Here is an 18,407-nt window from a genome sequence, read left to right on the forward strand (position 1 = left end):
TTGTTCGTATAATCTTAAAATAAAATGAAAAAAGTGAAATCGCGCGTGCGATTTCACTTTTTTCATTGATTGAGACTACTTCTGTCCCAGCCTCTCCGTTATTTTTATCCATATGGATAAAAATAGCTACCGAGCTTCGGTACGTTCATTTTATACGCTTTCTTACGCTGTAATGCAAAATAGATTTTGGTATTCCTTTTAATTCAAGGAATCCACTATATATTAAATGTCTTATTCTATATTCCAAAAAGTAAATACCGGCAAACTCGTCTATCTGTATGAATAATTCTTCTACTACTCTACCTACTTTGATAAAGTCTCTGTTTCCTTGTTGTTCGTGCAGTTTTTCAATTATATGTAAGATTTCCACATCAAAATGATTTTCAGGCACTCCTTTTATTTCACCGTTGTTCCAAATACGCAGATTTTCTTTCGTTTGTGCTAATGCTTCCCACTCCATCTGCAATTGAGTTCGTTCCTTATTGGATAATGAATTGCCCCTCTTATTTACATCGAACAGCAGTTTAATATCCTCCGATTTAATCTGGCTTGTATCGGAAATGTGGCGATGTTCCTCTGTTGTTGTGAAATGTTTTCCATAAAGTTCGGTGGAATTTATTAGAAATATCTCATTTGTTTTATTCCTTAGTAAATAGATTAGGAATCGCATGCATATTTGTTCATTTGCATTGTTGCCATACCAAATATAGATTGGAACATCACTTGGTATATCTTCTAGTTCTCGCAATGTATTTGAAAACTTAATTGGGTATTCTGTTTCTTCTTCAAAGTTAATGTTCTCCATTAACCACTCTTTTCGATAAGTTTGTGCCAGTTTTTCATCCAGTTTCCCCAATGGACCTATGGAAAGGTGGTCAGGGAAGCCTATTACAGTCTTTGGACTTTCTAGACCAGCTCTTAAGGAACCTGCTGCCGATTCTGAAGATACAATATGCACCGCGCCATCTGTGTGTAACCGGTGATTTTTTTGAATCTGTTGATTGATTAATTCTACCAACTCATTCATGGTATCCTGATCCGCTAAGAATGTTCTACCTGGTGTAGAGTTACTTTTTCGATGATCAAATATATCAAAATCATCTTCTTGTTCTAACTCGAATGTTCCCCAACTTTCTGTTCTACTTAAATCCAAAACAGTTATGTACTTTTGTGTTTCGATTTTATAAACAAACACTATATTTGGACTTATCAGGAAATATGTAAATGGATGATTGATTTTAGTTTTTATGACCACTACCCCAATGTATTTAAATTAATTTCTTTAATTTAGTCTAACTTCTTCACATTACTTTGTAAAAAATATTTATAGGTCTCACATCAAATTATGAAAATATGGAAATAGTTTTTCTGGCTTTGTTTGGAAAAATAATTCTCAATGTATTTATCGAAGGAATCGTTTGTTTAAAATATCCCACTTATCTAACTAATATTTACCTGATCTAGAATCCAATAAACCCCGCCGCTAAGAGGACGTACTTCCTCATAACGGTGGGGTTTGTTACGTAGAGGAAAAACCCTAATCATTTAGGGGAATATCAATTTCTACCTTACCGTCCAAATACAGTGGATAGCTATTAATATGGAAACGAATTGGATTCTCAACCTTTTCAAAATCAAATGTAGAGACTGCTGTTATATATGGAGAATCTCTGCTAAATTGCGTTGCGATTAGATTATTACTAATATCGTTGCCTTCTTGATCCACTATGTTGGAAAACGGGAACCACCCGCCAGATGGATAAGTGAATTCCATTGTATTGTCCGATGGTACTTGAACAGTAATATCCAGTTCACTTGGCGCATACAGCACTTTCTTTTGCTCAAAATCTACCTCGATATAGTCCGAACCTTTTGGAAGTGCTTGAATTTTATCTATTTGGAGCGTTAATTTTTTCGGCTGTCGGAAGTAATTACTTTGTAAAAATAAGCTCACGTCACCGTCTTCCAAATTGCTGACTCCTCCCGAGTCATTTCTTAGTTGCCCCCATTCTTCGCCATTCTCATCAATCAACCGCATTGATGTGAATTTTAGTAATCGCATCGTGTTTTGTTCGTCAGTAGCTAGACGAATTTCTGCACGTAAGGGCGAAATTTTCAACTGTTTAATGTCTATTGTTTGTCCATCTACGACAACAGTTTGATTCACCTCATATACTTTTGGTTGTTCAATAGGCTTGGTGAGTGTGAATGGTACGGCGAACTTAGTTTCTGCTTCTGCTACATCAGTCAAACTCAAATTAAATTCAAATTTCTTATTGTCATATGATAATTCATCAGTAGACGTAATTTCTATTTTGTCTTCATGTATATTCCTATCACCAGATTGAGAGCTAATGTAGGAATTAATTACCCCAAATGGGATGCCTCGTTGTGACACTTCTACAGAAGTTATTCTCCAATCGGAAAGATCAAAGGGGGATTCCAGCTTATAGAATATTGTCATCCCGGAATGGTCAGCCACGACCCCCTGTAAAGTCAACGTATAATCGCCTTCCGTTACCTTAATTCCAACTTCCTCATAGTAATTATTTTCGACAATGTCACTGATTCCTTTATCAAAGCCAATCATGAGTACGATAGAATCAAACCCTGGAATTTTGGCCATAGTTTGTGCAAATACAGGAGATACACGAATGGATGCTACAAACAGTAACAGCATAATAGCCGCTACACTGGCAACTGAATACAGACGGCGTTTTCTTTTCTTACTCAACCGATGTTGTTCCACAGCTTTTATACGTGCTTGTTGTAGGGCTTCTTTCGGGATTTCAATTGCTACTAATTCCTCGGTGAGTTTTTGCCAGTCCTGCTCGTTCAAGTTAGTCATTTACAGTTCCTCCTTTTCAATAAGTACGCGTAATCTTTTTAATGTCGTGTGTAGCCTTGATTTCACAGTACCCTCGGGAATTTGCTTAAACTGCGCAATGTCTGCGTTCTTCATATCTTGGAAATATTTTAAGTAAATTAGTTCTTGTTGTTCTGTTGGCAAACTTGCGATGATATCAGCCATTTCGAATGGTTGCTGATCCGTCGATGCAATTTCCACATCATGATTATAGATAAATTTCTCTTGCTTCTTTTTAACGTCTAAACAAATATTAATAATAATTCGGACAAGCCATGTTGCTATGTATGCGGGTTCTTTTACGCTATGAATCTTTTTTAAAGCTCGATACGTCAGCTCTTGTACCGCTTCAATAGCATCATGCTCATTTTTCAAGTACGCAAAGGCCGTCCGGTAAAGAGTTTCCTCATGTCGTGTTAATAGCTCCAATAATGCTTGTTCATCACCAGCAATTGCTCGTTTTTCCAAATCCATGCTCCCACCCCCCTCGTTATCTATTAGACAGTTTGAAATCGTAAATCGTTCATTTTATTTTGCTTAATAAAAAAAGTGTTCCATTTCGAAATTGGATATGCTATCCAAACCCCTGATCAAATTGTAACGCTTATTTAATTGGAGTAGATAAACTATTTCTTTTGACTCTGAAGCCAATTTCATAATCAGAAATTCAGTTTCCAAATGCATGTAATAAAAAGAAGGGTAGCTTACCTAAATTTTAATTAGGAGAAGCTGCCCTTTGTTTGTAATATTACCTTTATTAAACTAATCGCTCTTTACAAATATTTTAATCTATTGATTCACAAATTCCTTCTCTAGAAGCTCGTATACTGGCTTATATGCATACCCTAAGTCTTCTGCAACTGCCTTGTACGTCACGTGGCCGTCTAATATGTTGATCCCTTTTGAAAGCGGTTCATTATCAAGACATGCTTGGACATACCCTTTGTTCGCAATTTGTAAAGCGTATGGTACAGTCATATTCGTTAAAGCCATCGTGGATGTGTAAGGAACTGCACCTGGCATATTAGCAACCGCATAGTGAACGACACCATGCTTTTCGTATGTCGGGTTATCATGTGTTGTAATTCGGTCTGATGTTTCAAAAATCCCGCCTTGGTCAATCGCGATATCGACAAGTACAGAACCTGGACTCATCGATTTAATCATCTCTTCCGAAACGAGTTTAGGAGCTCTAGCACCAGGTATAAGAACTGCCCCAACAACTAAATCAGAATCTTTCACTGATACAGCGATGTTATAAGGATTGGACGCTAGTGTCTGAATATCAGTTCCGAAAAGCTCTTCTAGTTGGCGCAGTCGATCTACACTTAAATCGATCACAGTCACTTGAGCTCCCATTCCGATTGCAACACGTGCGGCATTTGTTCCTGCAATACCGCCTCCAATAATAGTCACTTTCCCGCGTGATACTCCAGGAACACCCCCTAGCAGAACTCCTTTTCCGCCATGGATTTGTTCCAGGTACTGTGCGCCGATTTGTGTAGCCATTCGACCAGCTACTTCACTCATTGGCGATAACAGTGGCAATGTATTATTCGGTAATTGTACTGTTTCGTAAGCAATTGCAACGACTTTATTGTCTATTAAAGCTTTTGTCAAAGCTGGCTCTGCCGCCAGGTGTAAATAGGTGAAAAGGATTAACCCTTCTCGGAAATAACCGAACTCTTCTTCTAACGGTTCTTTTACTTTCATTACCATGTCAGCTAGCCATGCCTCTTTTGCTGTTGCTACAACAATGGCTCCTTCACGGCTATAATCTTCATCGGTAAAACCTGATTTCAAACCTGCCCCTGTTTCGATGAATACTTCATGTCCAGCAGTCTTCAATGTTAGGACTCCACTAGGTGTCATTGCTACTCGATTTTCATTATTTTTTATCTCTTTTGGAACACCGATCTTCATTTATATTCCTCCTCATCTGTGTGGTTTTCCTTGCTGTAGCTTTAGCCTTTAAATGTTTCGTTTTCTTTAAACACTTTCTTTAACACGGCAACGATAAATTCGAAATCTTCATCTGTACAAGATAATGGTGGGCTAAGTGCTAAAATATTGTTAAAACCGGCAACTGTATCGCCGTTTCGTCCAATAATGAGTCCATTTGCCTTACATTCGCTAATAATCTTCCCAACACGTGCGTTAGTCGCTGGTTCTTTTGTTTCTTTGTCTTCTACAAGTTCGATTCCTAGCAGAAAACCAAGGCCGCGGATATCCCCAACAAATGGGTGGTCTTTTAAAGGTGCTAGCTCTTTTAGGAGACGCTCCCCAAGTTCAGCAGATCGTTCGAACAGATTTTCTTTTTCCATAATTTCTAGGTTCTTTAATGCCACTGCACAAGCTGCTGGATTTCCACCAAAAGTATTCACATGACGGAAATGGCTGTTTTCTTCACCTGTGTCGAATTTTTCGTAAATATCTTTTCGAATCGCTGTTACAGATAGCGGCAAGTAAGCACTTGTCAATCCCTTTGCCATCGTAATGATATCCGGCTTCAAGTTGAAATGCTGATGACCAAACGCTTTCCCTGTGCGTCCGAAACCACAAATCACTTCGTCTACAATAAGTAGCACGCCGTGACGGTTACAAATCTCTTGGACTTTTTCTAAATAAACAGGATGTGGAATTAGAATGCCACCACCTGTAATAAGCGGTTCCATAATAATTCCTGCAATTGTCTCTTTTTGCTCCCAAATAATTTTCTCTTCAAATTCTTGGGCACGTTGAATACTATATTCTTCGATCGATTGCCCAGCTGGTCTACGATAATTATCTGGTGGTGCAACATGTAAGAATCCAGGCGCAAGTGGCTCATATTTATATTTACGTAATGCCTGACCTGTTGCTGCCAGGGCTCCCATTGAACTTCCATGATAAGCACGATAACGGGAAATGAATTTATAACGGGAAGGTTCCCCGTTTTGTTGGTGGTACTGACGTGCCAATTTAAAAGCTACTTCGTTCGCATCGGATCCACTATTCGAGTAAAAAATCTTATAGTCATCGCCAAGCATTGTATTAAGTTTTTCTGCCAATTCAATTGCTGGTCCGTGGCTTTGAGTCATAGGTACATATGCTAGTTTCTTCATTTGCTCGTAAGCGGCTTGTGCAAGTTCTTCGCGCCCATAACCAACATTTACTGCCCAGAGTCCAGACATCCCGTCTAGATAACGATTGCCATCATGATCTGTAATCCAGGCTCCTTCTCCACTTTCTACTACCATCGGAGGATTCTTTTCGTTGTAGGCAGAAATGTGATGCCATAGATTTTCACGGTCTTTTTGCACTAATGATTTTGCAGTCTCTTTTGTTGATGTCAATTTCTCCACTCCCTTTATATAGCTGAAGCTTGCATTTGAAAGCTCCAGCCTATTTGCCTTTTGTTGAACCAATACTTTATTAGTGACGTGCTGTTAACATTTTCTTACGTGTGTAAAACTCTACCCCGTCACGGCCATTCGCATGTAGATCGCCGTAGAATGATTTTTTGTAACCAGAGAACGGGAAGAATGCCATAGGTGCAGGGACTCCGAGGTTGACACCAAGCATTCCTGCATCGATTTCTTCTCTGAACTGACGAATTGCTTTCGCGCTATCTGTAAATAGGCATGCCCCATTGGCAAATTCCGATTTATTGGCAAACTCGATCGCTTCTTCTAATGTATCTACCCTTACGATAGATAATACTGGAGCAAAGATTTCTTCTTTCCAGATTTTCATTTCCTGTGTCACATGATCGAAAATAGTTGGTCCGACAAAATAACCGCCTTCCGAAGTCGACTTGTCGTTGCGACCATCGCGTAACAACTTTGCACCTTCTTCAATACCTGATTCGATATAGCTTAATGTTTTATCTTTATGTGAATCTCTGATGACTGGTCCAAGGAATATCCCTTCTTCTAGCCCATTACCGATTGTCAGCTTATTGGACTCATCCACTAATCTTTCCACTAGCTCATCCGCGACATCCCCAACTGCAACGACAACTGCACAAGCCATGCATCTTTCCCCTGCAGATCCAAATGCAGCATTAATAATATTTGTCACCGTTAAGTCCATATCAGCATCTGGCATAACAATCGTATGGTTTTTTGCCCCTGCTAATGCTTGAACGCGTTTTCCATTGGAAGTTCCCGTTTTGTATACATACTCTGCTACTGGCTGAGAACCAACAAACGATACTGCTGGGATATCTGGGTGGTTAAGAATACCGTTCACGATATCATGTGCCCCGTGTACAATATTGAAAACCCCTTCCGGAAGTCCCGCTTCATGTAGTAGTTCTGCTAGACGGTTCGCCAACAGTGGAGTGCGTTCTGACGGTTTTAATATGAATGCATTTCCACTGGCAATGGCAAGTGGGAACATCCAACATGGCACCATCATTGGGAAGTTAAATGGTGTAATACCTCCGACTACCCCAATTGGATAACGGTACATGCCCGACTCAACATTCGTCGCAATATCTGGAAGTTGTGTTCCCATCATAAGTGTCGGAGAACCAGCCGCAAACTCTACACATTCGATTCCGCGTAACACTTCTCCATAAGCTTCGTTGTAACTTTTGCCGTTTTCAATTGTAATAAGTTTCGCTAGCTCATCCCAGTTTTCGGTTAATAATTGCTGATATTTGAATAGAATGCGGGAACGTTGTGGTACAGCTGTCTTTCTCCATTTGGCAAAAGCTTTTTTGGCAGCCTGTACTGCATTTTCCAAATCTTCTTGTGTAGAAATCGGAACTTCTGCAATAATTTCCCCAGTTGCTGGATTTGGTACTTCTTCATATTTATCTGTTGTAGATTTTACCCATTGTCCATTAATGAAATTTGTGAGCGTTTTCTTTTCTACTACTGTAGTTGCCATATTTTATTCCTCCTATTCTATTTTTCTTGCTAGTTGCTACTATTTTCGTTAGACTTCATAATATACTTTACAAAGTATTTTGACTATTGTCACTTTACACTATGTAAAATCATAAGCTTATTATTTTTACGTTATGGGGAGGCATCTTTTAGATGAATGAATTGAAATTGACCGTTAGAAATGTGCTTTCTCGGGATTCGTTCAAATGTGCGAAAGTTGTTGCGGGAGAGGCTGGATTAGAAAGGCAAGTGAAGTGGTCACATGTGTTAGAAGTAAAGGACTTTGAATCCTTAATAAACGGAGGCGAAATGATTCTTACTACCGGAGGAGGTCTACAACCCGATCTATCTACTCAACTCAAATATGTGAGAAAGTTGATCGAAAAAGATGCCGCTTGTATTTGTATAGAGCTTGGAACTTACTTCAAGGAAATACCATTAGAACTTATTAAACTAGCAAACGAACATTCTTTCCCAATTATCACATTTGAAAATACCGTGAAATTTGTTGATATTACGCAGGATCTCCATACATTTATTATCAATCAACATCATCAAATGCTTTCACAGCTTGATACATTGTCAAGGAAATTCAATGCTTCTTCCCTTACACCGAATGGTATTTTGAAAATCCTACTGGAGTTACACCAGTTTTTTCGGCAGAGTATTATATTCATTTCTGATGATGAGAAATCCTATTATTATCCGTCTGAAACGAAGGAATTAGAAAGAAGTATCCGAAATTATCTTGAAAACTCTTCGTCGTTCCATTCGAAACAAAAACTTTTTACGCTTGATCAGCAAACATTCGCCCTTATGCCTGTGGAAGGGCTCGGACAAACCTGGGGGTATCTGTGCCTACAAGTGAAGCAGCCAATGCCAGACGATTTTACTTTTCTTCTATTAGATCGTGCTGCGCTCGCAATAGCTCAGATTTTACTACGTAATCGCACGATTGAAGAACGGAAACAGCATAATGAGGATGAGATTGTCCGGAATCTTTTGAACGGTCGAGATGTCGATCAGGACGATTTACAAACTTATTTACCTGCTAATAGTCGCAATATGTACTATAGAGTTTTTATCATTCGCACGGAGTTTCCTGAGTCTAGTTTTGATGAAGAAGATTGGGAAGAAATTAAATTGCAACGGTCTATGATGATCCGGTCACTTTTTAAACGGCATGGATTTTTCCCAGCTGTTTCTTCCAGTAAAAACGAAATAGCCATTATCGCTTCTTTTATAGCCGCAGATCATCTAAAACTAGAGAAGAATCGATTTTCTCAAATTATCCAGAGTATTATGGAAACGAAAGGGAATCATTTCGTCGATTGGAAGGAATGCTCATTCGGCATCAGTATGGTGTACAAGGAAATTTCCCAATTAACAATCGGGTATGAAGAGGCCAATGAAGTATTGCAACTGCTCCAAGCTTCTATTTTAGATTCACACTTTTATGAAGATCTTGGCGTATACCAAATTCTGCTTCCATTAAAAAAGAGCGGATGTCTTGAAAGTTATGTTCAAAATTATTTGGGGCCGCTTATCGATTATGATGAGAAAATGCAAAGCGACCTTTTAGAAACACTTTCTGTCTACTTAGAATATATGGGTTCTAAAAAAGAGGCGGCGGAACGGCTTTTCATCGTCAGGCAGACCTTATATCACCGGATAGAAAAGCTTGAACAGCTTCTTGGAAACGACTTTATGGAGCCAATGAATCGTTTGGCCCTTGAAACTGCAATCAAAGCATATAATTTATTAAAGGGGAAATCCCACGAAACAAAGAAAATGGCTATTTCTCCGTAATGCAAGACAGTATGTCTTATAAAGTGAAACTTCAATCAGTGGGCCTCTCTTTCCCCCTGATTGTTTAGTTGAAGCTATTTAACAGGACGTTTTTACGCATTGCTTCCACTCTCTCTATTCGTCTAGTGCTTGAGCCTCTTTACTATCCATCTTTTTGACACTCCGTCTGTTTCAAATTCATTTTCATTTACAACTTGTCTATAAAAAACTCATTTTCTATTGTGTATGATTAAATAGAGGACTTGAAAGAATATTCTAACTAAAAAGAATGAAAGCGCTTTTATATTGAGGGGAGGTAATACTATACAAACGCCTATGAAAATTCCTGAATGGGTTATCCCAGTTTCACAAAAAGTGTAGACAATTTTATGAGGGATCAAGACTTTAACAAGGGGGAATGTAAATGAATAGTCAACAAGGTCAGTTAAAATCGGACTTGAAAATCCGACATATCAGTATGATTTCGATTGCTGGTGTTATCGGAGCGGGTCTATTTATCGGTAGTGGTGCAGTAATTAACGCTTCTGGGCCAGGAGCCATTCTTTCTTACGCTTTTGCCGGAGCAATTGTCGTATTAGTAATGAGAATGCTTGGTGAAATGGCTGCAGCCCATCCAACAAGTGGATCATTTTCAACTTATGCGAGCGATGCGATCGGCCCATGGGCAGGTTTTACAATCGGTTGGTTGTATTGGTTTTTCTGGGTGGTCGTCATTGCGATTGAAGCGATTGCAGGAGCGGCTATTATGCAATATTGGATACCGGATTTTCCACTTTGGTTAATGGCACTCATTCTAACAGTTCTGCTAACACTGACAAATCTATTTTCAGTTAAATCCTTTGGAGAGTTTGAATATTGGTTTTCACTTATTAAAGTAATCAGCATTGGCTTGTTTCTTGTACTTGGTCTTTGTGTTACTTTCGGTTGGTATCCAGGCGTAGGGGCTCCTGGTACTGCGAATCTATTAGGTGCAGGTGGATTCATACCTACTGGATTTGGTTCTGTGCTACTAGGAATTACAGTTGTTATCTTTTCATTTATGGGAACTGAAATAGTTGCCATTGCGGCCGGTGAATCTGATCATCCTGGAAAAGCTGTTCGTATTGCCACAAATAGTGTTATTTGGCGAATCCTTATCTTCTACATTGGGTCCATTGCTATTGTAGTTACCTTATTGCCGTGGAACTCTGCCAACATTCTTGTCAGTCCATTCGTTGCGGTACTCGACTACATCGGAATACCGGCAGCGGCACAGCTTATGAACTTTGTCGTTCTGACTGCGGTTCTATCTTGTTTAAATTCTGCATTATATGCAAACTCTCGTATGTTGTTCGGTATGGCTAAAAAAGGAGATGCACCAAAAGCGTTTTTGAAACTAAGCAAGAAAGGTGTTCCTGTACGAGCAATACTATTCAGTACAGTATTTTCATATATTGCGGTTATCTTTAGCTATACTTCTCCTGACAAGATATTCTTATTTTTAATCAATTCATCAGGAGCTGTGGCGCTACTAGTCTATCTGGTTATCGCATTCTCTCATTTACGGATGCGAAGAAAGTTAGAAAAAGAAAACCCGGAAGCACTTCAACTAAGAATGTGGCTCTTCCCTTACTTAACGTATACCACCATCATCGTGATTACAGGAATTTATGTAGCAATGCTTATCATTGAATCATTGCGAGTACAAGCCCTGCTCACCTTGCTGATCGCTAGTTTGACTATCATTTCTTATTTCATTTTTGCTCGTAAAAAAGATAGGGTTGGAGAATTAGAGGAAGGTATTTTACAAGTTTCTCCTAAAACTACTCGCTAGACCAATAGAAAAGACGGTACCGCTTCATATAGCGATACCGTCTTTATTTATATAGCTTTTGGATACGTTGCATCACCAAAATATCTATCTCTTATAATATTACAATGATGAAGCTCGTGACCAGCAATAATGGCTATTAGAGCTCGGACAGTTATTTCCGTATTATTAGCAGTCCCTCGGCGTAGTAAATCTTCTTTTGTTAAGCTTTTAATCAGGTGAATGGTTGATTGGCGCACAATGTTCAAGTTTTGAAGAAGATCTTTTACTGACTGCTTATCAAAGGATGCATGTTGGGCATATTCTTTCTCATCAAAACCGGGTAGAGAAACAGTATCTCCTCGCGCAATGGCTAAGAGCCTATATGCCATTACTCGCTCACTATCCGCCATATGACCAATTATTTCTTTTATAGTCCATTTTCCAGGTGCATAACGAAAATGAGCTTGCTCATCCGAAATGTCCAGTAGTAAACCAATTGTTTTTTCCATTTGCTTTGCTAAAGTTTGTATTATATCTCCATCAGGTACTAATTTCACATAGCTTGAATAACTTGATGCGTACTCATCTTCCGCAAGCATGTTTTGCATGTAGATTCCCCTTTATAGTTAATACTTTTACATATTCGGTAACCGCACTATTTATTCGTTTTACTAATTAAATCATAGGTTGAAGATCTTCTTTTAAAATGGAGTACATATATAAATCTTCAAATTTCCCATTTGCAAATTCATAATGTCTTAACAATCCTTCTCTTTGAAATCCTTGTTTTTCTACTAGCTTTTGAGATGGAACATTCGTTAGTTCAATTAATGCCTCAATTCTTTCTAACTGGAAATGCTCAAAACCATATTTAACAACCGCTTCTAACACTTCGCTAGCTATCCCTTTGCCCCAGTGAGCTTGACTCAATTCATAACCAATTTCTGCCCGGTAATGTTTAGGTTGTCTATTAAGAAACCCACAACTTCCTATTACCTTACCTTCGTCTTTTAAGGTGATGCCCCATCTAATTCCGGTCCCTTTTTCATAGATAGATTGATACCATTCAATCTCATCCGCTGCGTCTTCTACCGTTTCAAAAGGTTCTAACCCCATCGGCTTTACCACATCATTATCGGATAAATATGTATACATATCATCCGCATCGTCCATTGCTACTTCTCTTAATATTAATCTATTTGTTTCTATTATAGGAAATTTATCCATTTGTTATATCCCCTTTTTCTTCTAATTAAGTATATTATACAAGATGATAAATTTTAAGAGTTTTTGCATAATTTAATAGAAAAATTAGCAGATTTCGCGTGCATCTGACTTCAAACGTTCTTCACTCTTTAAATATGCAGTTACCTTTTTATCTTCTTCATATGGGTAATGAAACTCTAAATGATTAGCAACAAATATTGCTGTGCTACGAAATAGATTACACATTGCAAACAAGGCTTTCCAGACTTCTTTATAATTTCCATTGGGATAAGTAGCAAGCAGCTCTTGCCAATTATTTTCTGAGAGATATTTCTCCAAATACTTACCGCTTTTACCTATACTAACGGAATAATTGGTATCAATGCCCACCTTCCACTCAAGCATTTTAGTTAGCATCGGTCTGACAATAGTATGTAGATGTTCCATAGCATAAAGAATTTCTTTTCTCCATAATCCTTTTGCCACATAAGTCGATACCCACCAAAATTCATTGCAACAATCGGCAAATAATTCAGCATTTGGCCGCTTTACCCAATAATTTTCATCAGTGGGAGGAGGAACTTCCGGTAGAGAATGATCCTTATCCAGTAGAATAATCGTCAACTTATCCTCTTTACAATATGTATCTTTTTCTTCTATTGGAATTAATGTTAAATCGATTCGATTTCCGTCTGCAAACAACATTAAATAAGGAAATCTTTCGCCTAGTTCAGAAGGAAACATAGTCGTATTTTCTGGTGTTTGCATAATAATACGCTCACCAAAAATATCTATCCAACTTGGATCTTTCATAAAAGAATCGATTTCTGTCACAAGATAAACGATATCAAAATCTCGAAAAATATCTTTCGGAGCATTCGGATTGGTTCTTGATCCATTCAATCCGACAGCGCGAATTCGTTTGTCTTGTGCTGCTACTTTTAATACTAAGTCCATGATTTGCTGCTCTGTTCGCATTTGCTCACCTCCTGCATTTATTAATTCAACCCAAAAAACTCAGTCAAAGGTACTTTTCGTCCTTCTTTATGCCATTTTTGGTATTCATGAAAAACCAGTTCAATATCATTATTGGCACGAACTTCTACTAAAAATTTCACTGCGAGATAACTACACCAATAATCATACATAATACTAGATAAGGTGCCTTCATAGGAACTGCTACCAAATTTGTCTAAAGAGCGTAAGCCATATTTTTCTTTAAAAACTTCCACTAGTTTAGTTTCTACATCTGTTATTTCTTCAAACTCTTCCTCCGTCAACAGGTGCTTTCTTGGCAGATACTGACACATTCCCTCCTCAAACCATATGCTGTCTCCACGATCATCTTCAAATTCGTCCATAAATAAATCCGAATGATGGGTTAATTCATGAGCCAATATGGTCAATAAATGATTTTCGGAATAGTTTTCATAAAACTTCTCAATATGTGGAAGAGATTTTCCGTCTAGTTGTTTTATGAAAAGCTGTCTCCAAGCTAGTAAATCTGGAGACATATAGATGATGTCTTTATTTGTATAGGCTGGTATTGGGATATTAGATAAAACGGTAGTAGCCAGCTCCTCGCTTGTCCACATAATTGCTTTTGGCATTTCAGACAATGCGTAATTTTTTTCTAATATATGTTGATACTCTTTTAATTTTTTGTTGAATCTTTCAATAATGCTTTGATATTTTGTATACTCTTCTATCTTTTCGAACGCATATATATGTTTCATATATAAAATTCCTTTCTTTATAATGTTGCTACTTCTTCATAATAGGGTCATTCACCTGTAACATTTCTTTCAAGTTTTCTATCACTTTCATTAAAGAGGAGATGGAAGTAAGTGTATCAACCTCTTCATCATCTAAAGAATGGTTTGCACCGTGGATTATCTCTATTTTAAAAGAGCTTTGCTTTTTTATCTGTTCTACTTGCTCTAAGTTGTAATGAGGATCTTTGTCACCGATAACTATAAGACCTTCGTGATTGCTTTTTAAAAGATCTTTGTATATTTCTTCAAGTTTCAGCAAAGGGGTAAGCAATATCATTTTTGATTTATTAAACACTTTTCTTTTCATAATATCGCCAATTACTGGAATTGTTCCTAGTGATTTTGCAAGAAAAATCGTTTCATTGTAGGAAGAACTAGCAAGCACATTATTTATAACAGCGTCTACATCGTTCATAACTTTTTCAATTAATTCTTCAAATGAATGTTCGAATAGTTCTTTTTCGTATGAATAGTGTATATGTACAACATCCATATTATTTTCTAGCATCGCCATAGTAGCATAATAAAATAGTGGTTTATCGTAGGAATATCCAGTACCTGACAACATAAAACAGATACTTGTAGAACCTGTTTGAATATGCGTATACTCTATTTCGTTTTGACTATCCTTACTCAGTATAGTAATTTTATTCCCTTTCATCTGTATTGCTCCTTTTGTTTTTTCCCCTTTATGAAGAAGTCGACCAAACAAAATACACAAACTTCAAATTTTCACCGTTCATTATAAATTCTTCATCACTAGTCGGAACTTGTTTAAAACCGTTTTTCTCTAATACTTTTTGTGATGCAATATTATTGCTTGTTGTTTTTGCATAAACTTCTTTAATATTTTCCTTTGAAACTTTCATTAATAGGAGTTTTAGAGCTTTATTTGCAATACCTTTTCCCGTATGAATTTCACCAACCCTGTAACCAATATGAGCTATATCCTTGTTTCTATCAATATCCACTAGATTCATTCTTCCTACAATTGAGTCGTTTTTATCTTTTATTAGATAAAAATAAGATATCCCCTTCTCTTGTTCTTCCAATAAGTCTTGATGCTTTTTTCGAAAAGTTTCAAAATCATAATACTCTTCCCCGCGGCTCGGTACACTTTTTTCAAAATAGGCTCTATTTTCAGTTTCAAAATTAAATAATTCTTCTGCATCCTGCTTATGTAACTTTTCGATTGAAATGTCTATCGTTAGACCACCATTCCGTTTTCTTATTTGCTTTTTACAGCGAGCTTGACGGATATATTAAGTTGTTCCTTGTAAATACCAGTATCATCAAGCGCTAATAATTCTTCTTTTAAGTGATTTTCAAATAACTGAACGTTTTCACCTAAAAATCGTTTAGTACCATAAGAAGTGGAATATATATTGCCGATTATAGAATCGACTGTCCATACATGTTCGTAAGTTGGCATCTCGTAGATTTCTAAGTTGAATTTGGAATTTGAAATAATATCTTGGTGGCTCACAGTTGGATGAGCATATGTTGTGTTGCCTGCTCTTCTTTCATTTCCATACCAACGTTTGACTACCTCGTCCACTTTCTTTTGCCATGGTAGCTGCTCCTTATTTGGGGCTTAATTATCAATAATCGCTACCCCACCGCCAGGGACAACCATTTCGTCTAAAGTTTCGACTACCTTTACTCTATCCATCCAATGAAAAGCCTTTGCAATTGTCACCAATCGAAAAGTTTCATCCGATTTCTCTTTATATGTATCGAGATCGCCGGTAAACCATTCCACATTTTCCGCCCTAACTTCTTTACTTAGGCGTATTGCTTCTTCAATCATTTCTGACTCCATATCAACTCCAACTATTCTTTCAAACCAATCAGAGAATCTGAATGCTAATTGCCCCGTTCCACATCCTAAATCGAGCATTCGGCCGCTGCCGTCTAAAGAAAACCTTTCAACTAAAAATCTAATTAACGCAGCTGGATACATTGGTCTATAACGTGAATAATAATGAGCTGCTCCTTTGAATAAATCTTCCCCATAAGCTGTCATCGTTAATGCTTCCTTTCTTACTTGTAATAGGCTTTTAACAGCCTATTACGCTACTTACAATTTGTTATCCTTCATAATCTACATTTAAACAGTTCTATTCAATTTTATTTCAAACGTAGGATGAGTGACATAATCCATATAATTTATTTCTCCATTAAACTCCAAATAGGCTTTATATCGAGTTCGAATAGCTGGAGCTGATACTAAATTAAGCACTTTCTCCTTCGCGACCCAACGGCTATCAGATGTTTCATCTGAAATAGCCAGTTCTCCACCTACAGGCTTACATATATAATCTAGCATTAACTTGGTAGGAACATTCGTTACCCCGTCATAAAATTTATGAATTCCTGTATTCGAATAAACACCAATTAGTTTAGATACAGCTACGTCTATTCCACTTTCCTCTTTTATTTCCCGGATTAAAGCATCCATTAGATTCTCTCCTACTTCTACTTGGCCTCCAGGAAATACCCACCCGCCATGATGCGTTTTCACTAAAAGAATATTTCCTTGTTCGTCCTCTACGATACCGCCTACCGCTACAATATGTGTTGGCATTGCCATTACTTTTCCCCCTAAGTAACATCAACTCATTTAGAGCAACTTTCTATTTATTATGGTTTTCCAGTAAAATAGTTTCTTCCGAGTCATCCCATTTTACAGTTACCTTGATCACTTCGTCTTCACTTACTTTTGCTGCTCCCTTAGAACTTCCACTATTAGTGAATACTTTTGTTGTCAAAGGTTCCGTAAACTCCTCGGTTCTTTTACTACTTCTACCGAATGCTTCATATGAATATTCAAGGTTTTGTAAGGAAGATAATTCTTCTACAGAACCTTTATATTCTAAGATAAATTCATCGGTGTCTTCGCTGGAATAAGTAATTACCCCATCTTTTTTACCCCATTTTTCTGTTCCCTTATAAGAATATACCGCTTCCCAATGGTCACTTTCTCCCATAAATTTATAATTGTTATGCGTCGTTTCTGAACAGCCTGTTAAAAATATGATGGTTAGGAATCCAATGATAAATTTTTTCAACCTAATTCTCCTCTCAATTTCACGCTGTAAAACCGCATTGCTTTTGGAACACCTTCTATTTCAAATACTCCTTGTAAAATTAGTTGGCGTACTCGATATTCGAAAAAGGCATCGCCAACGTGTTGATCCGAGTTTCCAAGTACTTCCCCAATTAGTCGAGCTGATTTCATAAAGTCAGGCTTCGTTTGTTCATTATGTAAATAACGAGCTCTTTCAATAATAAATGCATCGAAGTAACTTTCTGGTACACTTATAATTTGGTCGTCCTGCCAAATACGCAGTACTTCTGTTGTTTCTGCAAGCTTTTCCCATTCCTCTACAAGTTTGTTGCGAAGACAGTCTGTTAATGGCTGGTCAATTTTGTACGTTTTATAGATCGCTTTTAATTCATCTTTTCCCAATTCCCCCGTGTGAGTTGGAATGATGTTGGGCCATAAATCTTGAAATGCTGTGTTAATGTTAAGGAGGTGAATATCATTTTTCTTTTCTTGCAGGATTTGTAAGACAAGCCGTGCACCGGTTTGTTCATGCGCATTATTTGCAGTCCATATGTAAATTGGTATATGTTCTGGTATGTTACTTATTTCTGTTAATGTTCGTTGAAAATCTTCTATATAGGTATGTGTGCGCAGTTCATCCATATTTATATGTAATAACAGCCATTTTTTTCGTTGTTTGATTCCCACTTCAGTGTGCAGCCGGTTGACAGGGCCTCTAGAAAACAGGTCCGAAAATTGAATCACTTTTTCATCATTTGGAAGGGCCATCTTTAGGCTTCCTGCTGCAGAATCACTAAAAACAATATGTATTGTATGATAAGGCTGTTGTTTTTGTTTGGAGGAATACTGTAATAATTCCTGATACTCTTTTTTCACTTTTTCAATAAATTCTCTTTCTGAATAGCTCGTTTCCTCTAGTAGTTGAATTCGATATAAATTTAACAATAACAATGATTTTGCTTCCTGCTCCGATAATTGCTCTACGATTTTTTTTAATTCCTGTATCATTTAT

General features: G+C 37.5%; 19 protein-coding genes. 2 read left to right on the forward strand and 17 right to left on the reverse strand.

Annotated features, from left to right (window positions below; translation table 11 throughout):
* Nucleotides 1-145: 145 nt before the first annotated feature.
* The 6 genes from ACIQ38_RS19315 to ACIQ38_RS19340 form a co-directional block, all read right to left on the reverse strand.
* On the reverse strand, nucleotides 146-1,195 hold the full coding sequence (locus ACIQ38_RS19315) for a DUF1835 domain-containing protein (protein WP_402826974.1): 1,050 nt from the start codon (nucleotides 1,193-1,195) through the stop codon (nucleotides 146-148).
* Between the two features lie 342 nt (nucleotides 1,196-1,537).
* The gene (locus ACIQ38_RS19320) at nucleotides 1,538-2,848 is read right to left on the reverse strand and encodes a DUF4179 domain-containing protein (protein WP_402826977.1); all 1,311 of its coding nucleotides are present in this window, start codon (nucleotides 2,846-2,848) and stop codon (nucleotides 1,538-1,540) included.
* Nucleotides 2,849-3,340, reverse strand: a complete 492-nt coding sequence (locus ACIQ38_RS19325; RefSeq protein ID WP_402826980.1) for a sigma-70 family RNA polymerase sigma factor — start codon at nucleotides 3,338-3,340, stop codon at nucleotides 2,849-2,851.
* Nucleotides 3,341-3,655: 315 nt separating this feature from the next.
* The gene (gene ald / locus ACIQ38_RS19330; protein WP_402826983.1) at nucleotides 3,656-4,789 is read right to left on the reverse strand and encodes an alanine dehydrogenase; all 1,134 of its coding nucleotides are present in this window, start codon (nucleotides 4,787-4,789) and stop codon (nucleotides 3,656-3,658) included.
* 41 nt (nucleotides 4,790-4,830) lie between these two features.
* On the reverse strand, nucleotides 4,831-6,201 hold the full coding sequence (locus tag ACIQ38_RS19335; protein ID WP_402826986.1) for an aspartate aminotransferase family protein: 1,371 nt from the start codon (nucleotides 6,199-6,201) through the stop codon (nucleotides 4,831-4,833).
* Nucleotides 6,202-6,280: 79 nt separating this feature from the next.
* Nucleotides 6,281-7,744, reverse strand: coding sequence for a CoA-acylating methylmalonate-semialdehyde dehydrogenase (locus ACIQ38_RS19340; RefSeq protein WP_402826989.1), 1,464 nt, complete (start codon nucleotides 7,742-7,744; stop codon nucleotides 6,281-6,283).
* A gap of 152 nt (nucleotides 7,745-7,896) precedes the next feature.
* On the opposite strand from ACIQ38_RS19340, the gene ACIQ38_RS19345 reads away from it, so the two are divergent.
* Entirely contained in the window at nucleotides 7,897-9,552 is a 1,656-nt protein-coding gene (locus ACIQ38_RS19345) for a PucR family transcriptional regulator (RefSeq protein WP_402826992.1), read from the forward strand.
* Nucleotides 9,553-9,955: 403 nt separating this feature from the next.
* The gene (locus tag ACIQ38_RS19350) at nucleotides 9,956-11,365 is read left to right on the forward strand and encodes an amino acid permease (RefSeq protein ID WP_402826995.1); all 1,410 of its coding nucleotides are present in this window, start codon (nucleotides 9,956-9,958) and stop codon (nucleotides 11,363-11,365) included.
* A 47-nt stretch (nucleotides 11,366-11,412) separates the two neighbouring features.
* Here the strand turns inward: ACIQ38_RS19350 and ACIQ38_RS19355 are convergent, their stop codons facing one another.
* The 11 genes from ACIQ38_RS19355 to ACIQ38_RS19405 form a co-directional block, all read right to left on the reverse strand.
* The gene (locus ACIQ38_RS19355) at nucleotides 11,413-11,952 is read right to left on the reverse strand and encodes a DinB family protein (RefSeq protein ID WP_402826998.1); all 540 of its coding nucleotides are present in this window, start codon (nucleotides 11,950-11,952) and stop codon (nucleotides 11,413-11,415) included.
* Nucleotides 11,953-12,019: 67 nt separating this feature from the next.
* On the reverse strand, nucleotides 12,020-12,571 hold the full coding sequence (locus ACIQ38_RS19360) for a GNAT family N-acetyltransferase (protein WP_402827001.1): 552 nt from the start codon (nucleotides 12,569-12,571) through the stop codon (nucleotides 12,020-12,022).
* Nucleotides 12,572-12,655: 84 nt separating this feature from the next.
* A complete protein-coding gene (locus tag ACIQ38_RS19365) occupies nucleotides 12,656-13,528 on the reverse strand; it encodes an aminoglycoside 6-adenylyltransferase (RefSeq protein ID WP_402827004.1) in 873 nt (290 codons plus the stop codon).
* 20 nt (nucleotides 13,529-13,548) lie between these two features.
* On the reverse strand, nucleotides 13,549-14,286 hold the full coding sequence (locus ACIQ38_RS19370) for a hypothetical protein (RefSeq protein WP_402827007.1): 738 nt from the start codon (nucleotides 14,284-14,286) through the stop codon (nucleotides 13,549-13,551).
* A gap of 28 nt (nucleotides 14,287-14,314) precedes the next feature.
* Entirely contained in the window at nucleotides 14,315-14,986 is a 672-nt protein-coding gene (locus ACIQ38_RS19375; protein WP_402827010.1) for an alpha/beta family hydrolase, read from the reverse strand.
* Between the two features lie 28 nt (nucleotides 14,987-15,014).
* The gene (locus ACIQ38_RS19380) at nucleotides 15,015-15,530 is read right to left on the reverse strand and encodes a GNAT family N-acetyltransferase (protein WP_402827566.1); all 516 of its coding nucleotides are present in this window, start codon (nucleotides 15,528-15,530) and stop codon (nucleotides 15,015-15,017) included.
* 23 nt (nucleotides 15,531-15,553) lie between these two features.
* Nucleotides 15,554-15,883, reverse strand: a complete 330-nt coding sequence (locus tag ACIQ38_RS19385; RefSeq protein ID WP_402827013.1) for a hypothetical protein — start codon at nucleotides 15,881-15,883, stop codon at nucleotides 15,554-15,556.
* A 36-nt stretch (nucleotides 15,884-15,919) separates the two neighbouring features.
* Nucleotides 15,920-16,351 carry a class I SAM-dependent methyltransferase gene (locus ACIQ38_RS19390; RefSeq protein ID WP_402827016.1) on the reverse strand — a complete coding sequence of 144 codons (432 nt, stop codon included), beginning with the start codon at nucleotides 16,349-16,351 and terminating at the stop codon, nucleotides 15,920-15,922.
* An 84-nt stretch (nucleotides 16,352-16,435) separates the two neighbouring features.
* Nucleotides 16,436-16,918, reverse strand: a complete 483-nt coding sequence (locus ACIQ38_RS19395; RefSeq protein WP_402827019.1) for an NUDIX hydrolase — start codon at nucleotides 16,916-16,918, stop codon at nucleotides 16,436-16,438.
* 43 nt (nucleotides 16,919-16,961) lie between these two features.
* Nucleotides 16,962-17,396 (reverse strand): hypothetical protein, encoded by a 435-nt coding sequence (locus ACIQ38_RS19400; RefSeq protein WP_402827022.1) that lies wholly within the window; start codon nucleotides 17,394-17,396, stop codon nucleotides 16,962-16,964.
* Nucleotides 17,393-18,403, reverse strand: a complete 1,011-nt coding sequence (locus ACIQ38_RS19405) for a DUF1835 domain-containing protein (protein ID WP_402827025.1) — start codon at nucleotides 18,401-18,403, stop codon at nucleotides 17,393-17,395. Before ACIQ38_RS19405 ends, ACIQ38_RS19400 begins: the two co-directional genes overlap by 4 nt.
* Nucleotides 18,404-18,407: the final 4 nt, after the last annotated feature.

The sequence above is a fragment of the Psychrobacillus sp. NPDC096389 genome (genome assembly GCF_044762855.1).
GTDB lineage: Bacteria > Bacillota > Bacilli > Bacillales_A > Planococcaceae > Psychrobacillus.